Below are 24,269 nucleotides of genomic sequence, written 5' to 3'. Positions count from 1 at the left end.
TTGAAAGCCCACGGAGACCTTACAGACAGTTACGATCTCATTCTTATACTTCGTCAGATTCCCGAAAGCTAAGCCTCCTAGCAAGAGCGTGTTCATCCGTGTCCGGCGTTAGCTGCTCAGATCCGTAAAAGGAGAATGGCGTGGATCCATTCAACAACCTCAACCCATTCGAGACCCCAGATGTCGAGCGGGACGGGCTAGAACAGCAGCAGGTGGACCAACCGGGATTTCAGCAGCACCTAAACGAGGTCAATCTGCGCGAGCGCGAGCGCGAGCCTCAAACGACAACGAGCCTCGGTGTACCCTATATTGTGCCGAACAGAGATGCGGATTCTTTGGAAATGCCGCACGACGATCGCGTCGGGCAAGGCACCTCGCGGATGCCCTCGGATCCGTCCGCCTGCTCTGAACAAGGGGCCAATCAGCATATTCTTTTTGTGGCCGATCGCGCTGGCAAGTTGCCGGCCGGCAGTTTCGGTCCGTTGGATTGTTGGCACGACATGGGTTCAGCGGCCACTTGGCCGACGCACAGTGTCGATCAGGAGGAGCATTCGTGGATGGAGGCCGGTGACATGGTGCCGGAGTGGCCAACCACCTCCGAAATTCCTTGGGAGCAAAACCTCGATGGATCGATCCTCATCCGAGAGCCCGCGCCCGGCGTTGGCGATACTTCAAGAGGAGGCCACCGGCTCACCTCGACCGGAGCGCAATGGACCGAAACGTTGGAGGGCACGCGGGCCTCGGGCTGCGCTAGCGGTCCGACTGGCCTTGAAGATCCCGTCCTCAGGCAATTACGGCTCGACCAGATCTGGGGCGCCTGGGCCTGCGAGGAGGGGCAGACGGAAACCGAGGACCGGCAAGAGGCGATAAGACGAATGAGTGCCTGGATAGAGGCCGGCGACGTCTATGCAGGGCTGGAGCTGTTAAACCTAGGCCTGACGTCATTGCCCGGCGCCCTTCCGCCCGGGGTCCAGTCACTCAACGTGAGCCAAAACGAGCTGGCGCATCTGCCTGACCTTCTCCCGTCCGAACTCCGGACGATCGACGCGAGCGGCAACCGGTTGACCAGTCTGCCCGACACCCTGCCGACGGGACTGCAGTCAATCGCCATTGGCGGCAACAGGCTGGCCAGCCTGCCCGAAACCCTTCCGGAGGGGCTGTTGACACTCGCCGTCGGCAACAACCGGCTGACCAGCCTGCCAGACATGCTGCCGGCCGGCCTCCAGGACCTCGATGTCCGCAGCAATCGGCTGACCAGTCTGCCCAATGCCCTGCCGACCAGACTTCAGTTGCTCGCCGTCGGCGGCAACCGGCTGACCAGCCTACCCGACGCCCTTCCGCCCGAACTCCAAGAGCTCGAAGCGGATGGCAATCGGCTGACCAGACTGCCCGACACTCTCCCCGCCGAGCTCCAGTTGCTGTTCGCGCGCGACAACCACCTGAACAGCCTTCCCGAGACCCTCCCATCTGAACTCCAGAGACTCCACGTCAGCGGCAACCGGCTGACCCGCTTGCCCGAGACCGTCCCAGCCGAGCTCCAAGTGCTGGAGGCACGCGACAATCGGCTGACCAGCCTGCCGGAGGCGCTGCTAACCCGGCTAGGTTCTGGGTGCATGGTCTATGTCGAGGATAATCCGCTGTCCGAGCAGGTGCGGACGAATTTGGCGGCAGCCCTGAATACCCCGCGCTATGCCGGCCCGGCGGTCTTCTTCTCAATGGGCGGGGTAACGGCGGCAGATCACGAAAGGCCATTGGCCGAGGTGGTAGCGGACTGGATGGAGGACGAGCCGGATGCGATCGCCGTCTGGCAGAACTTCGCCGAAGAGGCGGGTGCTCCGGAATACGCACTCTTCCTCGACAGGCTGCTGAAGACCGTCAATTACGGCAATCCCCATTTCCGGCAGGCCGTGGCCGACGATCTGCGGCAGGCGGCGATCAGGCCGCAATTGCGTCAGCAGTATTTTCAGTTGGCCTTCGGCGCGAGCGAGACCTGCCAGGATCGCATCACTCTGACCTGGAACGGCATGCAGACCGCACGTCTGAACGCTGATGTTGAGGACGGGGCCTACGACGACCGGCTCGGCGAGCTCATCCAGCAGGCCCGAGTCCTGTTCCGCCTGGACGCGCTCGAGCCGATTGCCCGTCAGAAGGTCGCCTCGCTCCGGTTCGTCGACGAGATCGAAGTCTATCTCGCCTATCAGGTCAAGCTACGTGATCGGCTTGACCTGCAGCTTATCGCTCCGGACATGCGGTTCTTTGATGTCTCCTACGTCACTGAGCGCGACCTCACCGAAGCCGAGATACAAGTAAGGAATGAGGAGGCGGCGGGGTTCGCCGACTATCTGGCGACTCGCTGGCAACCTTGGGAGACGGTTGTGAGCCGGATCGCCCCCGAAGCGCATGCAGAGATGCGGGACCGGCTCGCCGAGGCATTGGACGAGGAGTTCCGGAGCCGCCTCGACCAACGGCTCGCCGATCATGGCCTGACCGGACATAGCGATGCTGAGTTGCAGTTTGGAGCCCTCATTCGCGAGGAGATCGCCCGCGAGATCAAAGGCGCTCTAACGCGCCAAGTGCTCGGGGACCACGCACTTGAGCTGTGAAGCGGCCGTCCAATTGCGAGGACGAATCTGCCGGCGCCGTGCCTTTTGCCGCCCGGGAGATTTTCTCGCTTCCAACTGATCTCGACGCGCTTCAGCGCATGTCAGATCGCGCTATCGATCAAGCTTGTCATCGCGTTTCACCAAACAACTGGGATCAGTCAAAGAAAGCGGTGATGGTTTGCCCGAAGCGAAAGCTGTGGCCCCGTTCTTTTCAATAGCCCAACTGCCAGAACATCTCCGACACGCAATGCAGAAGGACCCGCCAGTGATTCATTTTCCAGAGCCATCGTGAGAGAAATGGTTTCCAAAATCAATGGGCCACCCTACCAGACATGGTAGGGGGCAGCCCGCTGCACTTTGGAATATTCTGGTCCAGCGATGACCTACTCGTAACTAAAATGCTGGGGCAAACTTGAAAACCGGGGCAAGCGCAAAACCATGGATCGCGGCCAATGGATCCGTAAATTCTCAAGAGAACAAAATCTGCGGAGGCGATCATGAAAACGCGATTGGCGGACTATAGAGCCGGCGACGCGTATACTATCTCGTTGGGCAATCTGGATGTAAGCGAAGCCAGGCGCTTTCAAGATGATAGCATATGGGGTTGCTTTGAGCGGCTACGAAGGGAAGATCCCGTTCACTACTGCCAAGACAGCCCCTACGGTCCATATTGGTCCGTAACAAAATACCGCGATATCGTAGAGGTAGATACTAATCACAAAACATTCTCGTCGGAGCAGGGTGTCACCATTGTCGACGTGCCTGACAAGCACTGGACTCAGAGTTTTATCAAGATGGGTCCTCCTAAGCATCGCGAGCAGCGTGATACTGTAAGTCCGATCGTCGCGCCGGAAAACCTTTCGAAGCTCGAAAGCTTGATCCGCCGTCGCGTCAGGACGATTCTGCACGGCTTGCCGCGCAACGATGACTTCAATTGGGTGGATATGGTCTCCATCGAGTTGACGACGCAGATGCTTGCTACGCTGTTCGACTTTCCATTTGAGGATCGGAGGCTCTTGACCTACTGGTCGGACGTAGCTGTTGCAATTCCGAAAACTGGCCAGCCCATCGATAGCTGGGACAAACGAAGTGCGATCTTGTCCGATTGCTTGGCGTTTTTCGCGCAGCTTTGGAACGAGCGCATCAATGCCGAGCCGCGTCTCGACCTGATTTCCATGATGGCGCACTCGCCTGCCACTCGACACATGGAACCGAGTGAGTTTCTCGGCAATCTGATTCTGCTGATCGTGGGTGGGAACGACACCACACGCAATTCGATTACCGGCGGCATCCTATTCATGAACCAGCACCCCTCCGAGCTGCGAAAGCTACGCGATAATCCCAAGCTGGTCTCGAGCGCCGTGTCCGAGATTATTCGATATCAGACGCCCATTTCACATATGCGCCGCAACGCCGCGGTGGATATCGTCGTAGGTGGGAAGCAAATCAGGAAGGGCGACAAAGTCGTCATGTGGTACATCTCTGGCAACCGGGACGAAGAAGTCATCGAGAACGCCAACAGATTCGTGATCGACCGCAAGAACGTTCGGCAGCATCTTTCGTTCGGATTCGGAATTCATCGCTGCGTTGGGCGACATCTTGCCGAGCTGCAGCTGAAAATCCTCTGGGAAGAAATCTTGAAAGCGCGGTTGGAGATCAAAGTTGTCGGCGAACCCGAGCGAATTGCGTCCAATTTTGTGCACGGCTATTCCGCACTCCCCGTGCAGATTGCAGCTTAGGCCGTGATGACTTAGGAGCCGCCAGCAGCACTGTTTCGTCCCCTGTTTGACCACTCTCGTCGCTGCACATTACCGAAAGCGGTTGATCGGCGTGAGGAACGTCCGCATCTCGGGAACTGGGCGGCATTCAGCAGGCGTCGAACGCCTGCGAGGGGCGATGAGCGGTGGTGCCCCGGCCGAGGGCTTTTGCATTTCCAGCTGTCTAAGGCAGCCTAGAGATGGATACGTCCTTGGAAGTCTCCCTTTGACCTAGCGTTTTCGACATGTCAGGCGATGAGCTTAACATTGAAGATTGTAGCGGTGGGAGCGATTTTCTTTGGAGAAGCGCTTTCAATAATCGCAGAGTTGATTGCCTCAAAGCAGTTTGGAAAAGCCGGCGGGGACCTGACAACACTCTTGCCGATGTTCCTGCTGATATCCGTCGGCGGCGTCCTTCTCGTCTTCGGATATGCACTGGGATACATGCATTTTGAGAATATCTGGATAATCATCGCGATATCGGTGGGAGCCATCTTAGTGGTGGAACCAATTCTTACGATTCTGCTGTTTCGAGATGTGCCGACGGCAGGTTCGCTGATCGGACTGGTGCTCGGTGCGCTTGGCACGCTCGCTGCGATATTTTTTTGAGCGTATTCTAAGTACGCATAAATGGGCGGCATCTTCAGGCGAGATCCTGTTTGAAAGGGAGTTGCGCAACGTCGGTTCTGCTCAATTCGAGCGTGAGAATAAGATGTTGTTTTGACGGACGTTCCACACTTAGCCAGGATCCGCGCGTCGTTGGATTCGCGACTCTTCGAAGACCAGCATCTCCTTCCCGGTTAGTAAGACGCTTGTTGCTACCGAAGGTCTGAAAATCGCATCCTCCGGTACTTCCTTCGTCACAATTCTCGAGTCCGTTCCACGGTGTGGGCCATGCTCGTGACAGCCTTCAGTATCCGGGATGGCCTTTGGCAAGACCGTTCCATAGACAAAGCCGCCGCCATCGGCCGAGTTATTAAGGATCGCCGTCACGGTAAAGACAGGCGCAGCCTGGCAGCGCACATTTCCTTGGTAATCACGCGAGGCAGCGCCAGCCGCGGCCACGCGCTGCAACTGACTATCCCGGCATGTGATGGGGCCATCGCGTATGCTGCATCTAGCGCCACAACAGCTTCCAATGAAATTGGAACTCGGGTGAGTCGGGTTTTCTTTGTGCCCGGGAGCGTCCTTCGTCAGCCAATCGTCAGCCAGGCGGTCTATCCAGCGGGGCTGCGCATTGTTGACTGTATGGGAGATAGAACATGACGGGCATTGGCCGAACTGGCGAACCGCACGTTGGGACTGCAGGAGCCGACAGTACGTCGAGATCGAGCAGTTCGCAGTCGAGTATTATCCCCGCGGAAGGCGGCCGATTTTTCGATTCTGTCGTGGAGCGGTTGCGCTCTGCGCCGGAAGATCGAATGGCGATGCTCACGAGCCTGCCGTCAGGTTCGGTTGCGGCAGACCCCATTGTCTCAGGCGGTGAGGGGATCAACGCTGCGAAGCGTAAAATGGACAGCCTGCTTGAGGAATTTAATGCTCGCCGCAGTGCGGCCATGCACGCTCAGCCCTCGTCGGAGGCGCAAGAGCTGATCGATCAGGTTGTCAAAGCCGGCGGAGCAGTTCTGGACTACTACGCGAGCCTACCCCCAGATGTGGCGCGCAGCATTCAGTCTGACGATCGGGCTCGCTGGGTTCGTGACGAGACGCTCGATGCGGGGAACCAATGCAACGCGCTGGCCGCACTGACTATCTACGCCCTGGAGCAGAGTAGGAAGAATGCCGGAAAGATACTCGAGCGGTCGCGCCAATCCAATGCTCCGCCCGACCAACTGATCCGAGTGGCTTCTAGTGCGGCGAAACACTATTTGGCCTGTACGGAGTGGTGGGAAAAGAAGGCGTTGCGCTCGGAAAGGATGCAGTCCGTCTGCGCAGCCACTGCCAACTTGCCAAGTGCAACCGCCGAAATGCGACAGGCCGAACAGGCGACACTACGGCTGCACACCGGCTGGGCACTGTATACGAAGTGCGTGCATCTGCAATCGCAGGGCGCTCTCGCGCGGGTCAAGATTGAGTCGCAGGCGAGCACGCTGGACCCGGCCGTCAGGCAAATCCTCTTGGATGAGAACGGTCGGGCGCGTCTACTCGGAACCTTCATAGGGGATGTTGTTCCGGCGTTCCTCTCGACGAGCGATGCTGTTCTAAACAGCAAAGGACGGGCCCTCGATGCAGAACACTGCGCCGTTCTTGAAGGGGTCATGGAGCGGCTATCGGAATTTGCGTCAGGGTTGCCCGACATCGTTGCCAAGCTAAGGAATGAGGGAGCAGGTTCCGAGCTTCCGTTGGAACTGTTGGATCAGATCGTGGAGGGCGCGTGGGTTACCGCGCATGAAGTCATGCGCCTCCTGGCAGTGCAGCCGAAGACGCCAGCCATGATTTCAATACCGGCTGAGGCTGACCCCGCGATACCGGCCAACACGATCGGCGGGGCTGTAGTTGCCGAAGGCACCGCAGCGCGCAGGAAGGGGAAAGGCAAGCGCACGCAGGCCGCCGGCACGGGGAGTTCGGCGGCCGGGCAGCCCGATCAGCAGTCCGCTAGACCCGACGCCGATGCGGCGCCAGCAGCCAAGGTTATCGTGCTCTCGGATCTGGGCACGAAGAAACTCGCAAGCGCGGAGGAGGCGCGCGCGAGGGCGGTATCGTCGGCGACGGGACACTTGGCGATATGGCAGGCTCCGCCATCGAAGGAGGCGCTGACACGCCTGCTCGAGCGATTGGACGAACTTTTGCAGTTCGATCTGCGCACTCAGCAAAGGGCCATCTCGCAAGCGCGCCACATGAAACCTGAAGATGCCGGCCACGTCGTGGACACCGTCGTCGGACGCCTACAGAGCCACGCCGCCGAGATTGAGGCCTGTGTAGCCGCGCTGGAAGAACCTCGTCGACGCGGCCTATTCACGCCTGCGCAACTACCCGAAGTGCACGGCAAAATAGTCCGACTCAAAGCGATTTTGTCCGAGGTGCAGGGGCAGGCAAATGCTTTAAAGGGGCAAAGGGCCGCGATCAAGATGAATTGCATGAAGACCTACGCCTTCCCCTCGCAGAATTACCTTGAACAGATGCAAGCGGCCGAGGAGTTGGTGGCTCCCTTGGAGCCACCGCGCGCGTTGAAGGGCGAGCCAGGGACGCTGTTCGAGGTCAAGCTGCAGCCGAAGGGACTTGGCAATCGTGCAATGCCAAGTCCAATGTGGGTGCACATCCATACGAAGCGGCCGGTCCATGCGTGGCAGCTGCCGACATTAGATGACGCCGAGTTCGCCGCTTGCCACGTGAAATCCAATGAACAGCGCGGCTACAATCGTCTCTGGCAGAACGCTCGAGCTGCAATGGGCCACGAAGACGTCGTTATCCACCGCGGCAAGCTCACGCCTGCGTTCTGCAAATCCTTGTTAGGCACCGCTTTCAGCGCCTACCCACGGTATCCTTTTGCCGAGGCAGAGCACGGGTCGACGCAGGCCACTCGATATGGGACTTAGTGTCTGTTGGCAGATTGCCGCTTGTGGTGGCGGCATCAGTCATGCCTTGACGCCGCGGATCCGGTGAGCCGCAGCGAGGTCCGGCAGGCTCCAGCTCCTGAGAGGAGGAGCCGCGGGAAGAGAACACGCTCCTTCTCTCAGGCTCGCCGGCGTGCGATCCGTTTTCTTTTACGGGGCGAGCGAGTCCACCACGTGGTGCTTCGACCGGATGCGACGAAGATCGGCGCCATGACAAGCGGCTCCACGTGTGCGTCAGGTCGGAGGACCATGTGCCGACGGCGCTCCTTTCGGGTCATCGCGCTCGGCGTGAAAAGCCTGTAAGTCGCCCGCGAACTGGTGGGCAAAGCTCCGGCGGGATCTTGGGTTAGGATGATTGGGATATCCGGAGCATAAGCATCCCGAGCCAGTTTGACGAATCGAATCGGCGATGCACAATGAGGTTGCCTATCCATTTGCTACTCTCGGATCAGGCGACGATGGCCCCAGCATCCCGGCTTCCACGGCCCCCAGAAGGTGCTGGGGCTTTTCGTTTTTTAGCCTTCACCAGGCCTAGCTCGTTCCTGTCTTGCAGGATCGTCGTCCAAATATTCGAGCCGCTATTGTTTTTCGCACCGCCAATATCCGGCGGGCGACGCTTTATCGGAAAAGCATAGCTTGACTGATCTTCTCGATTAAGATCGGGCCATCCTGAACACTCTCGAGGCACGAGCGTGTTCCGCGTGTCTTGCAAAACGGCCCTTTCCGGCGGCCGCCCAGCGGAAGTCTTCTTCCAGTTTACGCATTGCTCGCTATCGCTCTCCCGGCCACCAAGTCTATGGCGGCTTGAAAGGGGCCGACTAGTTGTAGCCGCCTTGGTCCCCCTGTTTTGCACGCTCAGTGGACGAGAGCCGCTGCAGCGGCTCGATTTGCGGCCGGGTCTGGTCGATTACCTCCTCTTCTTCCTCTGTCTCCTCAGAACGCCGCTGGCGCCTCTTCCCGATGAGGCCGACCAGCAATAGCATGAAGCCAGCAGCAATCATGAAAACTGCGATAACTTTTTCCCATTCGAAGGCCGAAGCACTCATGGTCGCATGACCTCCCAATCCAGCCGCGAGCTTCACGCGGAGATGAGGGAGTAACTGTGCTTCGGCCTCCAGCTCGGTCCTTGACGAGGATACCTTAATCCACCAGACCCTGAATCCCGCAGAGCGGTATCGGGCGAGCACTTCTCAATCGCCGCCCTTCGTCGATGTCAATTGCCTTCGAAGCCATCCAATAGCCGGTTCAGCATATCGCGCTGCCGTTCGTTGATCGCGGCCATACCAGCGCGCGAGCAATATCTTGATCATCCTGGTTTTGGATTACTTGCTCGATCAGCCGCGACTTGACCCGCTCTAGATCTTCGTGCTCGCGGGATTATGCGTAATGTCGGCGATGACTTCGTCGATGGCGCGCCCAATCTGGCCAAATTCGACGCCCACGCTTTGGTGTAGCAGAAATCCTCAATTGCGAGATATCGGGCGCGGTACCGATTTTCAAATCTTACCGCAACTGTTACGGTTGCTAGATGCGAACCGTTGAGGATGTGGCGAACTTCGTCGGAGATCAGCCTCTCTTGACGGGGCTGTTGCGCTCTGTCGCAACGCTCGCCATCGATGATTGTTGGATCGGCGCTGGCGTCATTCGCAATGCAGTCTGGGACCACCTACATGGCTACTCCATCGAACTCCTCTCCGGCAGCGATGTCGACGTGGTTTATTGTGATCATTCGAACGTGAATTCCGAAAGAGACGTGGCGATCGAGCGCCGACTAACCAATGATCGGAAAGGCATCCCTTGGTCCGTCCGCAATCAAGCACGGATGTACGAGCGGAACGGCGACGTGCCTTATCGGGACAGTGAAGATGCAGTTCGGTGTTGGCCCGAAACGGCAACCGCCGTTGCAGCGAAGCTTTCGGACGGACGAGTCGAAATCATGGCGCCGCATGGCATTGACGATCTCTTGCACATGATCATTAGGCCAACCCCCGTGTTCAGAACAAAATTGTCAGTCTATAATCGAAGAATTGCTTCGAAAGATTGGGCTCGCCGGTGGCCGAGGCTCACCTTTCTGTGACACGGCCTCTGGTCGCGGCACTTACTGTCATTTCATCAAAGGTGCGACCTAGATTCTTGCCGGGCCGCGTGAGGCGGCGCGCGATATCCTCCGGAAGTAGCCCATGATCACATTGTCCAGCGCTATGGCGGGTCTTGCTTATTCACGGCCCACTGAATTTTGAGCGGTGCGGTCTCGGGCATCATAAGCATGGCACAGAGCCCCGCCGCGCTAGCGACAAGCATATACCAGGCGGGCGCCAGAGCGCTCCCGGTCAGGTGGATCAGCCAGGTGACGAGTGGTTGAGCTGTGCCTCCGAAGATCGCTATTGCAAAAGCGTAGATCGTCGCGAAGGTGCCACCTCGAATGTTCTTGGGCAAACCTTCGGCCATGCTCACATAGAAAGCGCTATACGGAATCGTTCCGATCAGGGTGAGCGCGCCGAGGCCGCCGAGAAGTGCGAGGGCACTGCGGCTCTCTGAGATCCAGAAGAACACCGGATAGGTCATCAGCAACGCAGCGACCTGCGGCCAAATCATGACGTGCCGGCGGCCCGCGCGGTCTGCGAGCCAGCCGCCCAGCAGTGCGGCAGCAATTCCTACCGTATTGCTGATGAGCGTGGCGCCAAAGGCGAGAGGCGCGGAAACTTGCAGGGTGTTCAGCGCATAGGTGGTCATATATCCTGTGACATAGGTGACGATCGTGCAACTGGCCAAAATAACAAATCCCAAACCCACGATGCGGCGAGCGGCAAGCGACCTCCTTACGGGCTGAACGCTGGGAACCGGCTCTTCGGGGCAGTGCAACGTTTCGGGCAGGGCGCTCCGCAACCAGAGCCCGAACGGCAGCGTGGCGGCGCCGAGCAAAAGCGCAACCCGCCATCCGTACGCATTGAGTGCCTCCCTTGTCATGGTGAGGGAGAGTATTTCTCCGACCAACGCGCCGGCCGTCGCGGCGATCTGTTGACTGGCAGGCTGAAACGAAACAGCAAGACCGCGCCGTTCGGCCGCGGCCGCTTCCAGCAAATAGGCGGTCGTCGGACCAACCTCACCGCCGAGCGCGAAGCCCTGCACCAAACGTGCAAAAATGACCAGCAACGGAGCGGCGATTCCTATTGTCTCGTACGAGGGCATAACCGCCAACACAAGGATCGCGGTACTCATCATTGCAAAGCTGACGGTCATCGCGGGCCGGCGGCCGGCCCGATCCGAGTACGAGCCGAGCAGGATGGCCCCGATCGGTCTGGTCACAAAACCCGCGCCGAAGGTTGCGAGCGACAGCATGAGGCTGGCGAACGGGTCGCTCGCCGGGAAGAACGCTTGACCGATCTGGATAGCGAAAAAGCTATAGGTCCCGAAGTCGTAGAATTCGAGAATATTGCCGATGGTTGCGCCCCACACGGCGCGGCCGGTCAAGCGCTCGTCTGCCGGAACGGAGACCGGCTGCGGCTTCTTGCGAGCCAATTGCCCGGCCATACTCGATCCGTTCTAAAGCGTAATCGCTGGCCTGAACATTTCGATCAGTCAGCCCGCGCGCGTTGCATTCCACTTGCGTTACATGTCGCCTAACTTGAGGTGGCCGGCCACGCACCCCGCTGCTCCACATCTGCCTCACGCATGGCAGGACGAGCTCATGGCGATGAGTGCAATAAAAATGCCTGTCTGCTGCAGCCCCATTCAAACCTTGAACTGATCGCGGCAATCGCAAGCAAACACGACTAAAGGAACGCGCTGCAAGTTGTCGGGTCGATCCGTCGTTGTGCTCCTGTGCAATGGCGGGTTTACGACAAGATTGGCGGGCGCCGAACAGGCGGCGCTCGTCTTCGCATAAAACGGCCGCCGCGCGTGGATGCTGCGTCCAGCTGATTGCGCGTGGACGGACGCATCAGGCGGTTTGGCCCGGCTTTTGCTCCCTACTTGTTAGTTGCGCGCGGCTGCCCGCCCTGTCGGGATTGGTACGCTGCAATGCAGGATCTTCGTGCGATCAATAGACAATAGGAGTTCGCATTGCCCGCAGGCATCAGGCGGTCATCTTCGGTTTGGCGAGCAGCGGCTCGGCGGAGCGCAAATGCAAGCGTGATGCTCCAGTTCTGAGCTCCAGGAATTTGAAATCGAAGTCACCAGCAATGGGGGTACGCCTCCTTGAGTGGACTTGGTTTCATCAAGGCCGACCCAGGGAAATAATCTTCCTTTCGTATTGAAGTGCTGCCGTCAGGTTATGGCACGCGTACTGTGCACGGCCGATGTCTGACCAATGACGGCCGTGCTTCGCTCGCGCATCTGCGTGCACCCGCGCTCGAAGTTGGATGGCAAAGCACGCCTGCAATGCCTCGAATAGAATGTGTAGTATGCAGACGAAGACAGTTACGACCGTTGTACTTGCGGTTAATGCGTTGCTGGCTTCGCCCAGTAGGGCCGTTGAAACTTTCGATGTCACAGACACGAACGGCCTGCCCTTCATGCGAGCGCAGATATTCGGTCCCGGTGACGGCCCTTATTGGGAAGGTGACAAGGGGGCAACGCGGAATTTGCCGCGATCGGAAATAGATCATTCACTGGCGGCGATTCGGTATTGGGCGGAAATCATCAAGGCTACACCGGGTCAAGCGCCAGCCATTGTCAACTTCGGTGGGAATAGCGAGGAAAACGCATCTGCCTATAGTGGTATGTCCCCCGGTGGTGGCACCAAGGTGCAGGCGGCACTCACGGGCCAGGATCCAGGCGAGCTGCAATACGGCGCGCATGGGATGGTTACAATTGGCCAGATGGGATTTTCGTCCGAAGCATACATCCCCTCGCAATTGCCGACGACTCCAAACATTGGTCTTACACCCGTAGTGATCCATGAGCTCGGCCATGCGCACGGTATGCTCAGCACTATCAGCTATGAACCATCTCCGTACTTCCCTGGGTCGATATCAACGTTTTTCCCCGAAAAGATAAATGCCTGGACGGAGCATTTGCACGACGACAATGGCAAACAAGCCAAGCCTGGACAGACGATCTATTGCTCCGTCTGCACGAACCAGCAAGCCGACGACGTTTTCGACCTGCGCCGCGATCGGGGCTATTTCGCCGGGAAACATGTGAGTGAGGTGCTGGCCGGTGCCATGCCAGGTGTTCCGGTGCGAGTGATGGACGAGCATGGTCAACGGCGTGATGTACCCTTCGTCTCGCATAGTGAACTTAAGAACAGCCTGATGAGCCACCAGAGATACCGGAACTACACTGCCCTGATGGAGGCGGAAATCGCCGCGTTTCAGGATATGGGCTACGGCATCGATCGGCGCAATCACTTCGGTTACTCCATCTACGGCAATGGTCAGAATCTGGTCAACGACAATCCCTTCTTCGCTCGTAATGCTGACGGTACCGCCTATCTGCCCAATACATACAATACGGCTACGCTCGGACTTGGGCTACACGTCTATGGCAGCGGCAATACTGTGGTCCAGCGTGCCGACCTGCTTTCGAAAGGCGCAGGGGGGGCTGGCATCCGCGTCGATGGCGTAAACAATCAGATCATAATCCCGCCTGGGACTAGCGTATACGCCGACGGCGCCTATGGGCGCGGCGTCATGTTCGCTTATGGCAAGGATCACACGTTTACTCAGCGCGGAAACGTGCAGGCGCTCGGCGAGCAGGGCATCGCAGCAAGTTTCGATTTTGGCAACAATGCGATGGGGAATGACGGTGAATACCGTGGCTCATATATTCGCACGATTGACGATCACGCGGCCCCGATGCTGAACGAAATCGACGGCCCGCTCGTCAGCGCGTTCGATCTGACCGGGCGACTGGCTGGCAGTCATGCAGCGATTTACATGTCGAACAATGGTTATGTCGGCGAGATCAATGTGATGCGTGGCGCAACGCTGTCAGGGGACATCCTGTCTGATTACGCCCAGCTTGACGCGAACGGTGCTCCGCGCCTGACCAGATTGACATTCGGCATGACGCCTGATGCGGACGGTCACTCAACGGAGCAGCCCGACGCAAGCTTTGCAACCCGCTATGAAGGGAATATCGTTGGGCGCAACCTGTCGCTGCAGTGGTCGGGTGGCGTCACGTTGTTTACCGGCAATCACGAAGTGTATGACGCAACTGTCGCGCAAGGCGCCACCTTGTCCGGCAATGGCAGTTATCTGCTCAGTACTGACGGCCGCTTCGCCAATGGCGGTTCGGTCGCGCCGCTTATCGGTGGTGTTAACAGCAGCATAAAAGTGAAAGGCGACTATCAGCAGACATCGACCGGTCGCTTGCAGGTCGCGTTGAATGATAGCGGTGCGTTCAGCCGCCTGGTGGTGAACGGCAATGCGACGCTCGACGGCACGCTCACGATCACCCCGCAGCGCGGCTGGTATGGCAGTGGCTTTAGCTTCTCGTCCAATCAGTGGCTGAACGCGACAAATCTCACCGGCTCGTTCGCCAACGTGGCAACATCGCTGCAATCGCCGACCTTGCTGGCGAGCGCTACTGCCGAGGGCGACAACACCTATGCGTTGACACTCTCCCGATTATCCGATGCTTACTCGCGATATGGGGCCGATGCCAACAGCCGCCAGGTGGGCGCGGCGCTCGATCAAGTCGCCGGCCACGCTGCGTTGGCGCTGCACCCGCTCGTCACGGCACTCGACTTCTCCGCATCAGACGGCACGGCGGTAACATCTGCGCTGCGTCAGCTTTCGCCGTCCGCCTATGCGTCGGAGCAGGGCAGACGTGTCAATGACAGCTTCTATGCGCGATCGGCAGTTTACAACCGTCTCGAACAGGCGTTTGGCGGGGCGCCATCATCACCGATGGCGGTGATGGGGTATGGTCCTGAGCAGGGGCGAGGCGACAATTCAGCGTCTGCCATCGGCGCGGTCGCCCCGGCCACCTTGGGCCTGCCATCTTCTGACCTGCAGGGTTATGCCGCGTGGACTTCTGCATTTGGCGGCTGGACGGCCCAATCAGGTGACAGCAATGCCGCAAGCACGAGATCCACGATCAGCGGCTTTATGACCGGTATCGACACGTCGGTATTCGATGACTGGCGCTTCGGTGTTCTTGCGGGCTACAGCCGTTCCACTTTCAAGGCTGGCGCTGCTTCTTCGTCAGGCCGCAGCGACAGCTACACTTTCGGGACCTATGCCGGCACCGAGTGGACCGTGCCGGAAGGAGCCATCGCCTTCCGCTCAGGCATTGCCTACACATGGCACGATCTTGAGATGAGCCGCAACGTTAGGTTTCCGGGGTTCAACGACAATCTAATCTCGGACTACGACGCAGGCACTTTCCAGATCTTTGGAGAATTGGGCTACAAAGTCCATCTCGGCAAGTATTCCATAATCGAGCCTTATGCCAATCTCGCCCATGTTCGTGTCGCGACGGATGGCTTGAGCGAGAGGGGATTGAACGGGGCGGCGCTTGATATTTGCGCTAACACGATGGATACGACGCTCTCCACGCTCGGCGTCTATGCGACCACACGTTTTCAGCTTGGTCAGATAGCCACAACTGCGCGAGCCGATATTGGCTGGCGCCATGCCGTTGGTGACCTCATTCCGTTTTCGACAGCCAGCTTTGCTGCTGGTTCTAGTGCTTTTGCAGCTTCGGGCGTATCCATTGGCAAGGACGTCGCGCTCGTCGAATCCGGTCTGAACTTCCGGCTTTCGAGCAACAGCATCCTCGGGATCGCCTACCAGGGCCAGTTCGGTTCAGGCATCACTCAGAACGGACTGAATGCCACCTTCAACGTGAAGTTCTGATATGCATGGTCAGTCGATTTCGGATCGGCGCGCGCGCACTGGAACCATGTCGGTTTCGATCCACATCTCGCGGACAAGAACCTGGCGCCGGCGATCGAGGTTGGTCTGCCTGAACGCCGGCGCCGGCGTCTAGGCGCGATGTCTGAGCGAGCTCGCTGAAGGTCAAGCAGCCTTTTTGTCAGCGCTGACAACCTATCCGACATCGTCTAACGCGCCTCAAGTCCGGCGGGATCGAGCGGCTGCTTCGCCGGGCACTCCGATTTCTCGTCCGACTTGGGGGCAGACCAGAACGGGCCGCGGCGGAAAGGCCTCCCGTGAAGCCGGTGAAACCGAGGCGCTACCAAAAGCCGGCGTGAGGAGGAGGGGTTATAGCCGAATCCGAAAAGAACAGCGGCTCTGAAAGACCGAGCGCCTTTCGGGAGAAGCCCACGCAACTGGATCGCGGACGGCGCGACAAGTCACGATTGGATTCGATCGCCTTTTTGACGTTCTCGACGAGGTCCAGCGGACCGCCGAAGAGGCCTATCCCCCTACAACGTCGAACGTCTCGACGAGAACCACTTCCAGATCTCGGTCGCGCTCGCCGGCTTTACGCCCGAGGTCACACTCGCCGCCGAGCAGAACGTCCTGACACTCAAAGGCCGCACGAGCGAGAGGAAGGCAAGACCTTCCTGCATCGCGGCATTTCGGCCCGCAACTTCAAGCGCCAATTCACGCTGGCCGAGTACGTCGAGGTCAAGGGCGCCCGCTTCGAGAATGGCCTTCTTGTGATCGATCTGCAGCGGGAGATCTCCGAGGCGATGAAGCCGCGCCGTATCGCGATGAACGGCGCTGCAGCCAGCAAGGTGGCCCAGATCGAAGCCAAGGCCGCCTGAACCGAATTGGACGGCAGGTTTGGTCGAAGCCGCGCGGGTTGTCCCGCGCGACTCTCGCCCGTTCGTCTAAAGAAAGGAGGCGGCCATGCGGCCGGCGACCTCACTCGGGAGCACCGTAGTCGACGTCAATACAATCCTTCATGCCGGCGCCATTATCGAACATCCCCGGGATGTGATTCCCATGCGCGCCTCACCACTCCGAGAAGCGCGCCATCTTGGCGTCATGGGTAGGCCCGGGCGCACCGTCCCGAGCTCGATGGCGACCGGAATTGCGGAGCCCGTCACCTCATGACCTTTCGCCACGCCACAAGCTCACCAATCGAACCGTACCGCATACCGCTGCTTCAGCCTCTTGGTGGTCAAGCTGACGGCATACTGGATGCGATCGAGATCGGCGCCGTCGCGGGCTATTGCCGTCATTACCCAATCGCTGCCAGCGGGTTCGACTTCGACGTGACAGACGTACTCTCCGCCGGGGAAGCTGCGGATTTCGCGCAGCGCGATGAGCTCAAGATCCCTCGCGGCTACCATTGTTATGGGCACCGGAGCGTTCCTCGCCTTTTCAGAAGTCAATCGGGATCGATTGGTGCTGTTCCTAAGCTGAAGGGCAAGAGCGAAGCGGGATGACACACGAAGCAGCAGCACTCGGCCCTTTAGGGTGCGATCATGCGTGGGATCGTAGTGCTCGACGCGCTCGGCGACTCCGAGCTCAAGTTTCAGCGCGTATCGCAGGTCTGGAACCGGGCGACGGCCGATGCCGTCTGTCCCACGGCTACAACGAGACCCGCGTCCGAATCGCCGACGGCTCGTGAGATCGCCCAGGCTGAGACCGTAACCGACTGGCTAGCTTGGCTAGGACACCACCACGGCGGCGTATGGGCGCACGATGACCCTATCTGGCGCATGGCTGAGCGGGAGCGATGCAGCGAGCGGACGATCCACAACCGGATCGACAAGTCGGTCGCGTTGATCCTGAGCATTTTCGGCGGGGCGGAGCTCAGCATCGAGATGGTCGACGAGCCGGCTGGGCGCATCTGCCGAACTTCCTGGCTGAACGGGCCATGGCCGGGGTTAAGCCGGTCGTTAACGCACACGGCAAAGTGTGGATCGGCGGCGTCGGCTGGATGAAGGATGGCATGCGCTGAAGCGACGGCAGCGATAGGGCGGCTCGATTTGAGGGGCGCCGATGATCGACCGTGTCGACCATACCAAGCCGATCCGGGACCAACCGAAGCGCGGTGGGTTTCGCCTGCGTCTATGTCGCCGGCATCGACAGCCCGAAGGCCCGCCGTATCGGCTACGCAGAAAATTTGGCGCCAGCCGTTGCGAGGCTGCGGCGCTCAGCGCCGGCAGCGGTCACCATCGAGAGCGCACTTTGGGTACCTGATCGCGGTATAGCCACGACAAGCGCCAAGGCCGTTCAGTGCGACTTGGCCCTCACGCCAAAGGCCGGAGGGGGGCGTGGTTGAGGCTGAAACGGCCACGGCAGCCGTAGAGCTGGCCTCAGTGCGTATTTTTGGCTCGCTCGCGGCCATGGCGTGGCACGATCAGCTGATACGGCAACACCGGGAATAGGAACAATCCCCTAGCAGGTAAGTTGATGGCCTGTTCGGTGCCGACCGTCATCGGCGTTGAACGAGGGATGATGGTACTCGGTCTCGGCACTTGCACCCCTCGTGCTGAGACCTTTTTCTTTGCGCTCAGTGTCGCGACCGGAGAATCCGCATGACCCCCAGAGAACGCCGTGACATGCCATGGATCATTGGGGCCGCTGCACTGGCTTTTGTCCTATCGATCGTTGTCGGCGGCATGACGTACTTCCGGTAGCGGCGGGGCTAGCGCGGGCGAATATCGGGACCATTCGCGAGTTGCTTCTCTAGTTGGGAAGCGCGATTTTCCAAGTCGTCCATCTCGAGCCGGATTTTGAGAGCTAAATCCGTGTCCTTGCTTTGCCGAGCCAGGGCAAGGTCCGTCTCCAACTCGCTGAGGTCCATCAAAACGTTGCCCAATTCCACGCTTGTTGCGTAGGTCGGATCATTTTCAAGGTGGGTGTACCGGCCGCCGAGCGCTGTAGGGGGGCGGGCCGCATCACCGCGTTCGGGGTCGACGATTGCGGATGGATGGTTTTGCGGGCCAGCGTTCGCGTCACGTTCATCGGGGATATCTTGTCTTTGGCTATAGCGCTCACGCCGGCTTTTCCTCACAAGCAGGTAAACGACCATCACGGCGGCTAGGCCGATGACGAGCACAATAGCTAGACCGGTGACGCTCATGTTACACCCTTATCGTTCTCCTCAGGTCCGGACCACGAATTGACTTTTGCAGCGACTAGCCGATTTGCGCCCGCAAATCAGCTTATGTGAATAGATGCGCCCGCCCGGCACCGCCGCGGCGGGTTTTCGTTTGCAGCGTGTTTTCAAACGAGCACGGCAGAAGACGTTCCAACGTAGAGAGAAATAGATGGCGCCCGGGATCAAGATAGGGGGCAGGACCGATCATTCGCTTCAAGTGTCTCCCTGGTGGTTGAGGAGCGCTAGATATCGCGATGGCCGGCTGCATGCATACAAAGACAAGGTTTATTCCAAATAAGGCAGAGCATAGCGCCGGTGCACGACGTGATCAGGTATGCACGGCTGTCCGGCCGGTCCAAGGATATGTTCGCAGAACGCCGGTTCGCCGGCAGCAACATGCAGCCAGTCTCGACGGACAGCGGCATGTCTGCGCGCTGTGAATGAGACGATCGTCCGCACAAGCGCGCCAGAAATGTTCTCCCCATAAATCAGGTAGATCGCACGTTCTTCCCACGACGCGCGGGAAGACCGACAACGTATCCCGATCTTTCGGAGCGCCATTGCGGGCCGAACGCGCTGGCTTCACCTCCAGCACCGCGTGATTGCCGTCCATGTCGCTAGATCTATGTACGAGCAGGTCGGGCTTGCAGCCGTCGGGTCGCAGTTCCATCAGCACCGGATGGGCCGCCTTGTCGACTTCGCCAACGAGCAAGAAGGGAGACAGCCGCCCAGCCAGCGCTTACGCATCTGGTGATACAGCTCATTGCAATAGACACGCTCGCGATAGACGGGCAGGCCGCCATGAACACTCAAGCGGAAATAACCTGGTTCAATCGCCGCCGTAGCCTCGGACAATAGATCGGTCAATTCCTGCATCGCGCGCCTCGCGAACGAGCCTAGTCAAACGTTCCGGCAGGGCAAGGCGAAATCTGGGGCGCGTCCTTCGGACCGCCGCTCTACGCGCTGCGCTTACCAAGCCGCTTTCAGCTTCTTGGCCCTTCGGGTCACGATCCCTCGCGCAAGCAGCACGGCCTGCCGAACTTACTGCAGGCCTCCGCAAGCCTGCTGAGCTTTATGAAGCTGCTTTCCAGAACGGCGCTGCAAATCGGTCGATTGGCGCCGCACTGCAGTTCGGACAGCGCCACATACTGTCTGCCATCTGCGATGCGGGGACGCGCCGTTGCAGTGAAGGAAATACCACCTGCTCGCCACAATCTTTGACAATGGGTGCTGCGCATTGCCGTCGGCGTCCGGCTTCGTCGAGCGCCGAGGCCAAGACGAAGCGCCAGGCGCCGGTTGTTACGCCAAGTCGCCTCATGGGCCGGCAGCAGCGCCAGCCATTCGGCGTGAGCGAGACCCTGGGCCTCCTCGTTGTCGGTGAGGCTCGTGAAGGCCTCGGCCATGCCGGTAAGGCCGAGCCGGGTAAGCAGGTGGAGTGTGGGGTGTGTCAGCATTTTCTCTCCTTAGTGGTAATAGTTCGAGCCTCTGATGTTGGTGTGTACGATCGGCTCGCGCTCGGGCGACGCAGGCGTTGGGACGCGATCGAGGCCCTTCTCGAGGATCGATTTGACGCTCGGGTAGTTGCGAGCCTGGATCTCAAGCGCGCGCAACGCGGCCGCCTCGAGGCGCTCGGCGCCAAAGCGCTTCTCGAGCCGGATGATGCCCAGGCACGAACGATAGCCCTGTTCGGGATGCGGCCGATCCTCAATGATCCGGTCGACCAGCTGGCGCAGCATCGGGCCGATGCGGCTTGCCTCGCTGCGGATCTTTGCCGGCGTCCACTCGCCATAGCGTCGGTGGCTGGAAGGCATGTGGGCGCTGATCGTCGTGTGCCGCCCGTTGCCACTGCCGCGCATATGCGCGGCGATGCGCTCGCCCCCCAGGAAGATTTCAACGGTTCGCGCGCAGATCCGCGCTTCTACCTCTCGACGGGCGAAGCGATAGGGCACCGAGTAGTAGTGTCGTTCGATCTCGACGTGATAGTCGAGGCCGACCCGGGCATCGGCGCCATTCGGCATGGACCCACGGCTCGCCGGGAAGCTGTTTAAGAGTCGGCGCGTCAATTTCCTCGAACAGCTGGCGCCGTGTGCGGCCATACTGGCGCAGCACCCGTCCGTCATTGAGCTTGGCCAGCCACTCGGCGATCGCACCGTTGAGTTCGGCCAGGCTGTAAAAGGTTCGGTTGCGCAGCCGCCCCAGCAGCCAGCGCTCGATGATTCCGACGCAGGCCTCGACCTTGGCCTTGTCTCTCGGACGACGCGGCCGTGCCGGCAAAATCGCCGTGCCGTAATGCTGCGCCATATCGCTGTAGCTGCGGTTGACCATAGGGTCATAGAGGCAGGCCTTGATCACCGCGACCTTGGCGTTGTCGGGTACCAGCAGTTGCGTCGCGCCACCAAAAAAGCTGAAGGCCGCGTTATGTCCCGCGATCCAGTCGCCGAGCTGCTCGGTCCACGTCGCCAGCGCGAACGACAAGCTGGACGCGCCCATGACCGCCACGAAGATGTGCGCGTCACGCACCTCGCCGGTCTTACGGTCAACCACCGGCACCGTGTCGCCGGCATAGTCGACAAACAATTTCTCGCCCCCGCCGTGGTGCTGGCGCATCACCAGCGGCAGCCGGCCTTCCCAGTTGCGGAACAAGTCACAGAAACGGCTATACCGGTACCCGTCCGGATGGTCCGCAATGTACTCTTCCCACAGCACCTGCAAGGTCACATGCCTGCGCTTGAGCTCGCGGGCAATAGCGGACCAGTCAGGCTCGGCCACCTTGCGGCGACCGGGCTTCACGCCAGGCACCCCGTACAGCAGTTGCTCCAGCTCCGCGTCGCTTATCGCTTCCGGGACTGGCCATGCCAGACCCGCGCGCGCAAATCGCTTCAGCGTGTCACGTACCGTCGTCGGCCCGATGCCGACGCGCTCGCCAACCACGCGCGTCGAGAGCCCAGCCTCAAGACTCAACCTCACAATCTCGCGCACCTGGCGCATCGTAACCCTCCTCGTCGGCATCCAATCCTCCCAGCTGCTTCCAGCCGGAGAATTGGCCCAACGATCAGGCCTCACACCATCCGAAACTGCGCACGATCAAATCGGAATGCTGCGCGGAGAATGCTCGGAATGCTGCGCGCGATCATTTCGGAACCCTGCGCGCCATCAAGTCGGTATTGTGCGCACCATCATCTCGGAATCCGCAGCTGGGCTGCTTGAGCTGACTTCTCATCTCCGCGAAGAGGAGCTCATGATGATTTCGCGGATCCTGAGTTCACGTTGAAAGAGCTCTCTTTGTATTCTCGTGTTGCGTTCGATTTCGTCCTCCGCCTCTTTCCGGCATTGCTGGTATGAGGTCAGATAGGCGCCTCCCACGGTTACGACACACAGGGTCAGGAGCCAGAGGAAGAAACCGCTATTCAAGATCGAGACAAGCTTGCTCTTCTTCGGTTTATCGAGCGCGGCGAGAACGCGCTTCCTGAAGATGACGTCGCTTGTGGTTGAGATTCTTCGGATCCGCTTATTTCAAGGCAGCCACTCAGTTGCAGACGTAACCATAGGCTTGACCTCCTGTCGGACAGAATGCGGGACATCCGGCAATTCGCACAGCCTGGCTTGCGCACTGAGGTTCGGGCGCGGACATGGGGGGAGACGGGCCCCAGCAACCGCACGCAGTCATCGGGGTACCCGCCGGAAGCCCGACTGGCATCGATGAGGCGATATTCTGTGGAGGGGGGACCACCGAACCTGTCACTGGACCTGCTGGCGTGCCGCACCAGCATGATGTGCCGGCGGGCGCAGATCCAGGCAAACCGCACATGCCGAGAACCGTGCCGCAGATGTTCGAGACACCCGCTCCAGCAAACTGAGAGACCGGTTGATTGATCTGGTTCGCATTGACGGGACCGCTGGTAACCCCGACTTGATTCGCATTTCGTGTCGCAACCCAAGCGGCATAACGGGTTTCGGCTTCGTAGGCTGGCCGTTCCACGTCGGCATAGCTGCGGAGATATCGGACCGCGAAATCGTGGATCCCCCAGCTCTGATATTGCCCCACATGGGTGAGTTCGTGCGCCCAGAGCGTCGGATTGTACAACGCATCATTCTGCTCTTTGAAAATGATGACGTAGTCCAAGGTGATGGCTGCAGCTTCGCCATAGCGGATCGCATTAACTTGCAGGGTCAGGTCGCCGCCACCTTTGACGCGATAGCGTGCTGCATTGAGGATGTCCTCGGGAATAAATCCGCTCAAGTTGGCTCGGATGTCCGGCGGAATCGGAAAAACGCCACCTCGCAAGGCGTCATCGCGCGATCGCGCGATGAGCTCAATCAGCGCCGGAGCCCCGGCTTGAACAAAGGCCTCGTTGACCGTGTGGGTCGCACCCTCTTCGAGCGCCTTATAGGGCGGAATGGCGTTCTTGATTTGCCGGTGGGCATTGTCCAGCGCCGTTCCGGCGCCGGGCACTACGTTGTTGATAAGGTCTCCAAAGAGACCTCCAGCGTTCGAAGCCGGCACGTTGGTTATCGAAATAAAGCACAAGGAGATGAAAGCTGTCTTGAGATTCATGAAAATACCTCCATCTGAAATCGAAAGTCACTGTCAATCACGCCCCCGATCGTGCACTGACGGTCCCTCTTCGCGCTTCTTCGGCAGAAGCCAATCGAGCCGGTTCTCCAGGTTGACGATGGGGGGCCGCTGGCTCGGCGCGAACGGCTTCCAGCCAGTCGATAGGCTGCCGCGGCAGCGGCCGACCGGCCGTCGCGCCTGCTGATGTTCGTGACGTGCAGATGGTAGATCGCCATCGGCGCGTCCCGGACGCGACTCCTTCCGGCCACGGCGTATTGCTGAGGAGATGTCGATAACGATTTCCGGGCCATTGAGTTTGGGCCTTACAGCCGTTTGATCGTTCTTTCCAGGCAGCTAAACGAACAGGGAGCCAAGCTCCCATGCGCAGCTCAAATTTAAGAGCACGACGTCAACGAAAATGGTCGATCCCAATCGGTTGAATGATTCGAGCTAAGGTTGTGATTGTCAAGAATAACCGTAGCTAGTTCAGATCCGGGTTTTTTGTACGAACCGGACGGACGGAGCTCGCAACCCATCTATTGAGAATCTGCGTGATGAGCCGAAAGGCGCTGAAGGGCTGTGCGATCTGCGCTGCATATAAGGACACCAAGTCACCAAGTCGCCCTTCCGATTGGAAAAGGACCCTTCGAGAGCAGATTCCAAAATGAAAGATTAATTGATCTTGACTCATGGGCGAGCAACGCTCATCTAGCGTATATTGCAACCACATGTTGTCTGACTATTGCGACAGCTTACCGATTTCATTTGATTGAGGAAGAAAATGCCGCGGCGCATCGTGCTTCTCTCAGATGGCACTGGCAATTCATCG

The 24,269-nt window shown here is 59.3% G+C and carries 14 protein-coding genes and 2 pseudogenes; 9 read left to right on the top strand and 7 right to left on the bottom strand.

What is annotated here, in order from left to right:
- Window positions 1–140 precede the first annotated feature (140 nt).
- From AKL29_RS19905 to AKL29_RS19890, 4 genes are all read left to right on the top strand, one after another.
- Window positions 141–2,603, top strand: a complete 2,463-nt coding sequence (locus tag AKL29_RS19905; protein WP_244482209.1) for an NEL-type E3 ubiquitin ligase domain-containing protein — start codon at window positions 141–143, stop codon at window positions 2,601–2,603.
- A 497-nt stretch (window positions 2,604–3,100) separates the two neighbouring features.
- Entirely contained in the window at window positions 3,101–4,342 is a 1,242-nt protein-coding gene (locus tag AKL29_RS19900) for a cytochrome P450 (RefSeq protein WP_050385306.1), read from the top strand.
- A gap of 285 nt (window positions 4,343–4,627) precedes the next feature.
- Window positions 4,628–4,969, top strand: a complete 342-nt coding sequence (locus AKL29_RS19895; protein ID WP_244482208.1) for a hypothetical protein — start codon at window positions 4,628–4,630, stop codon at window positions 4,967–4,969.
- Between the two features lie 653 nt (window positions 4,970–5,622).
- Window positions 5,623–7,896: a hypothetical protein gene (locus tag AKL29_RS19890; RefSeq protein ID WP_050385304.1), complete on the top strand. Its 2,274-nt coding sequence runs from the start codon at window positions 5,623–5,625 to the stop codon at window positions 7,894–7,896.
- 836 nt (window positions 7,897–8,732) lie between these two features.
- On the opposite strand, the gene AKL29_RS42065 is transcribed toward AKL29_RS19890, so the two are convergent.
- A complete protein-coding gene (locus AKL29_RS42065) occupies window positions 8,733–8,960 on the bottom strand; it encodes a hypothetical protein (protein WP_152977680.1) in 228 nt (75 codons plus the stop codon).
- Between the two features lie 482 nt (window positions 8,961–9,442).
- Between AKL29_RS42065 and AKL29_RS19880 the strand changes: the two genes are divergently transcribed.
- Window positions 9,443–9,991 (top strand): nucleotidyltransferase family protein, encoded by a 549-nt coding sequence (locus tag AKL29_RS19880; RefSeq protein WP_050385302.1) that lies wholly within the window; start codon window positions 9,443–9,445, stop codon window positions 9,989–9,991.
- Window positions 9,992–10,113: 122 nt separating this feature from the next.
- Here the strand turns inward: AKL29_RS19880 and AKL29_RS19875 are convergent, their stop codons facing one another.
- Window positions 10,114–11,445 carry an MFS transporter gene (locus AKL29_RS19875; RefSeq protein ID WP_050385301.1) on the bottom strand — a complete coding sequence of 444 codons (1,332 nt, stop codon included), beginning with the start codon at window positions 11,443–11,445 and terminating at the stop codon, window positions 10,114–10,116.
- An 872-nt stretch (window positions 11,446–12,317) separates the two neighbouring features.
- On the opposite strand from AKL29_RS19875, the gene AKL29_RS19870 reads away from it, so the two are divergent.
- The 4 genes and pseudogenes from AKL29_RS19870 (at window position 12,318) to AKL29_RS19855 (ending at window position 17,722) form a co-directional block, all read left to right on the top strand.
- Complete coding sequence (locus tag AKL29_RS19870; RefSeq protein ID WP_244482206.1) at window positions 12,318–15,719, top strand: autotransporter family protein; 3,402 nt, start codon at window positions 12,318–12,320, stop codon at window positions 15,717–15,719.
- Between the two features lie 463 nt (window positions 15,720–16,182).
- Window positions 16,183–16,594, top strand: a pseudogene (locus AKL29_RS19865) (Hsp20 family protein).
- A gap of 288 nt (window positions 16,595–16,882) precedes the next feature.
- Window positions 16,883–17,221, top strand: coding sequence for a hypothetical protein (locus tag AKL29_RS42880; RefSeq protein ID WP_160321763.1), 339 nt, complete (start codon window positions 16,883–16,885; stop codon window positions 17,219–17,221).
- A 39-nt stretch (window positions 17,222–17,260) separates the two neighbouring features.
- Complete coding sequence (locus AKL29_RS19855; protein ID WP_152977679.1) at window positions 17,261–17,722, top strand: hypothetical protein; 462 nt, start codon at window positions 17,261–17,263, stop codon at window positions 17,720–17,722.
- A gap of 707 nt (window positions 17,723–18,429) precedes the next feature.
- Here AKL29_RS19855 and AKL29_RS19850 read toward each other — a convergent pair.
- From AKL29_RS19850 to AKL29_RS40820, 5 genes and pseudogenes are all read right to left on the bottom strand, one after another.
- Window positions 18,430–18,867 carry a hypothetical protein gene (locus AKL29_RS19850; protein WP_028336649.1) on the bottom strand — a complete coding sequence of 146 codons (438 nt, stop codon included), beginning with the start codon at window positions 18,865–18,867 and terminating at the stop codon, window positions 18,430–18,432.
- 687 nt (window positions 18,868–19,554) lie between these two features.
- A complete protein-coding gene (locus AKL29_RS42060) occupies window positions 19,555–19,761 on the bottom strand; it encodes a hypothetical protein (protein WP_152977678.1) in 207 nt (68 codons plus the stop codon).
- Between the two features lie 128 nt (window positions 19,762–19,889).
- A complete protein-coding gene (locus AKL29_RS45145) occupies window positions 19,890–20,339 on the bottom strand; it encodes a P-loop NTPase family protein (RefSeq protein WP_050385299.1) in 450 nt (149 codons plus the stop codon).
- Window positions 20,340–20,348: 9 nt separating this feature from the next.
- Window positions 20,349–21,873 (bottom strand): annotated as a pseudogene (istA, locus tag AKL29_RS19840) (IS21 family transposase).
- A 538-nt stretch (window positions 21,874–22,411) separates the two neighbouring features.
- Window positions 22,412–23,440 (bottom strand): eCIS core domain-containing protein, encoded by a 1,029-nt coding sequence (locus tag AKL29_RS40820; protein ID WP_082190631.1) that lies wholly within the window; start codon window positions 23,438–23,440, stop codon window positions 22,412–22,414.
- Between the last annotated feature and the right edge of the window lie 829 nt (window positions 23,441–24,269).

Source organism: Bradyrhizobium pachyrhizi (assembly GCF_001189245.1).
Taxonomy (GTDB): domain Bacteria; phylum Pseudomonadota; class Alphaproteobacteria; order Rhizobiales; family Xanthobacteraceae; genus Bradyrhizobium; species Bradyrhizobium pachyrhizi.
Note: the sequence above shows the minus strand (reverse complement) of the source record. Positions and strands in the feature narration are given on the sequence as shown.

Bases quoted from the DNA above. Each gene is read 5' to 3' on its own strand.
- AKL29_RS19900 (WP_050385306.1), top strand. From the start codon at position 3,101: ATGAAAACGCGATTGGCGGACTATAGAGCCGGCGACGCGTATACTATC.
- AKL29_RS19890 (WP_050385304.1), top strand. From the start codon at position 5,623: ATGACGGGCATTGGCCGAACTGGCGAACCGCACGTTGGGACTGCAGGA.
- AKL29_RS42065 (WP_152977680.1), bottom strand. From the start codon at position 8,960: ATGAGTGCTTCGGCCTTCGAATGGGAAAAAGTTATCGCAGTTTTCATG.
- AKL29_RS19880 (WP_050385302.1), top strand. From the start codon at position 9,443: ATGCGAACCGTTGAGGATGTGGCGAACTTCGTCGGAGATCAGCCTCTC.
- AKL29_RS19875 (WP_050385301.1), bottom strand. From the start codon at position 11,445: ATGGCCGGGCAATTGGCTCGCAAGAAGCCGCAGCCGGTCTCCGTTCCG.
- AKL29_RS19870 (WP_244482206.1), top strand. From the start codon at position 12,318: ATGCAGACGAAGACAGTTACGACCGTTGTACTTGCGGTTAATGCGTTG.
- AKL29_RS42880 (WP_160321763.1), top strand. From the start codon at position 16,883: ATGACCTTTCGCCACGCCACAAGCTCACCAATCGAACCGTACCGCATA.
- AKL29_RS19855 (WP_152977679.1), top strand. From the start codon at position 17,261: ATGCGTGGGATCGTAGTGCTCGACGCGCTCGGCGACTCCGAGCTCAAG.
- AKL29_RS19850 (WP_028336649.1), bottom strand. From the start codon at position 18,867: ATGAGCGTCACCGGTCTAGCTATTGTGCTCGTCATCGGCCTAGCCGCC.
- AKL29_RS42060 (WP_152977678.1), bottom strand. From the start codon at position 19,761: ATGCAGGAATTGACCGATCTATTGTCCGAGGCTACGGCGGCGATTGAA.
- AKL29_RS45145 (WP_050385299.1), bottom strand. From the start codon at position 20,339: ATGCTGACACACCCCACACTCCACCTGCTTACCCGGCTCGGCCTTACC.
- AKL29_RS40820 (WP_082190631.1), bottom strand. From the start codon at position 23,440: ATGAATCTCAAGACAGCTTTCATCTCCTTGTGCTTTATTTCGATAACC.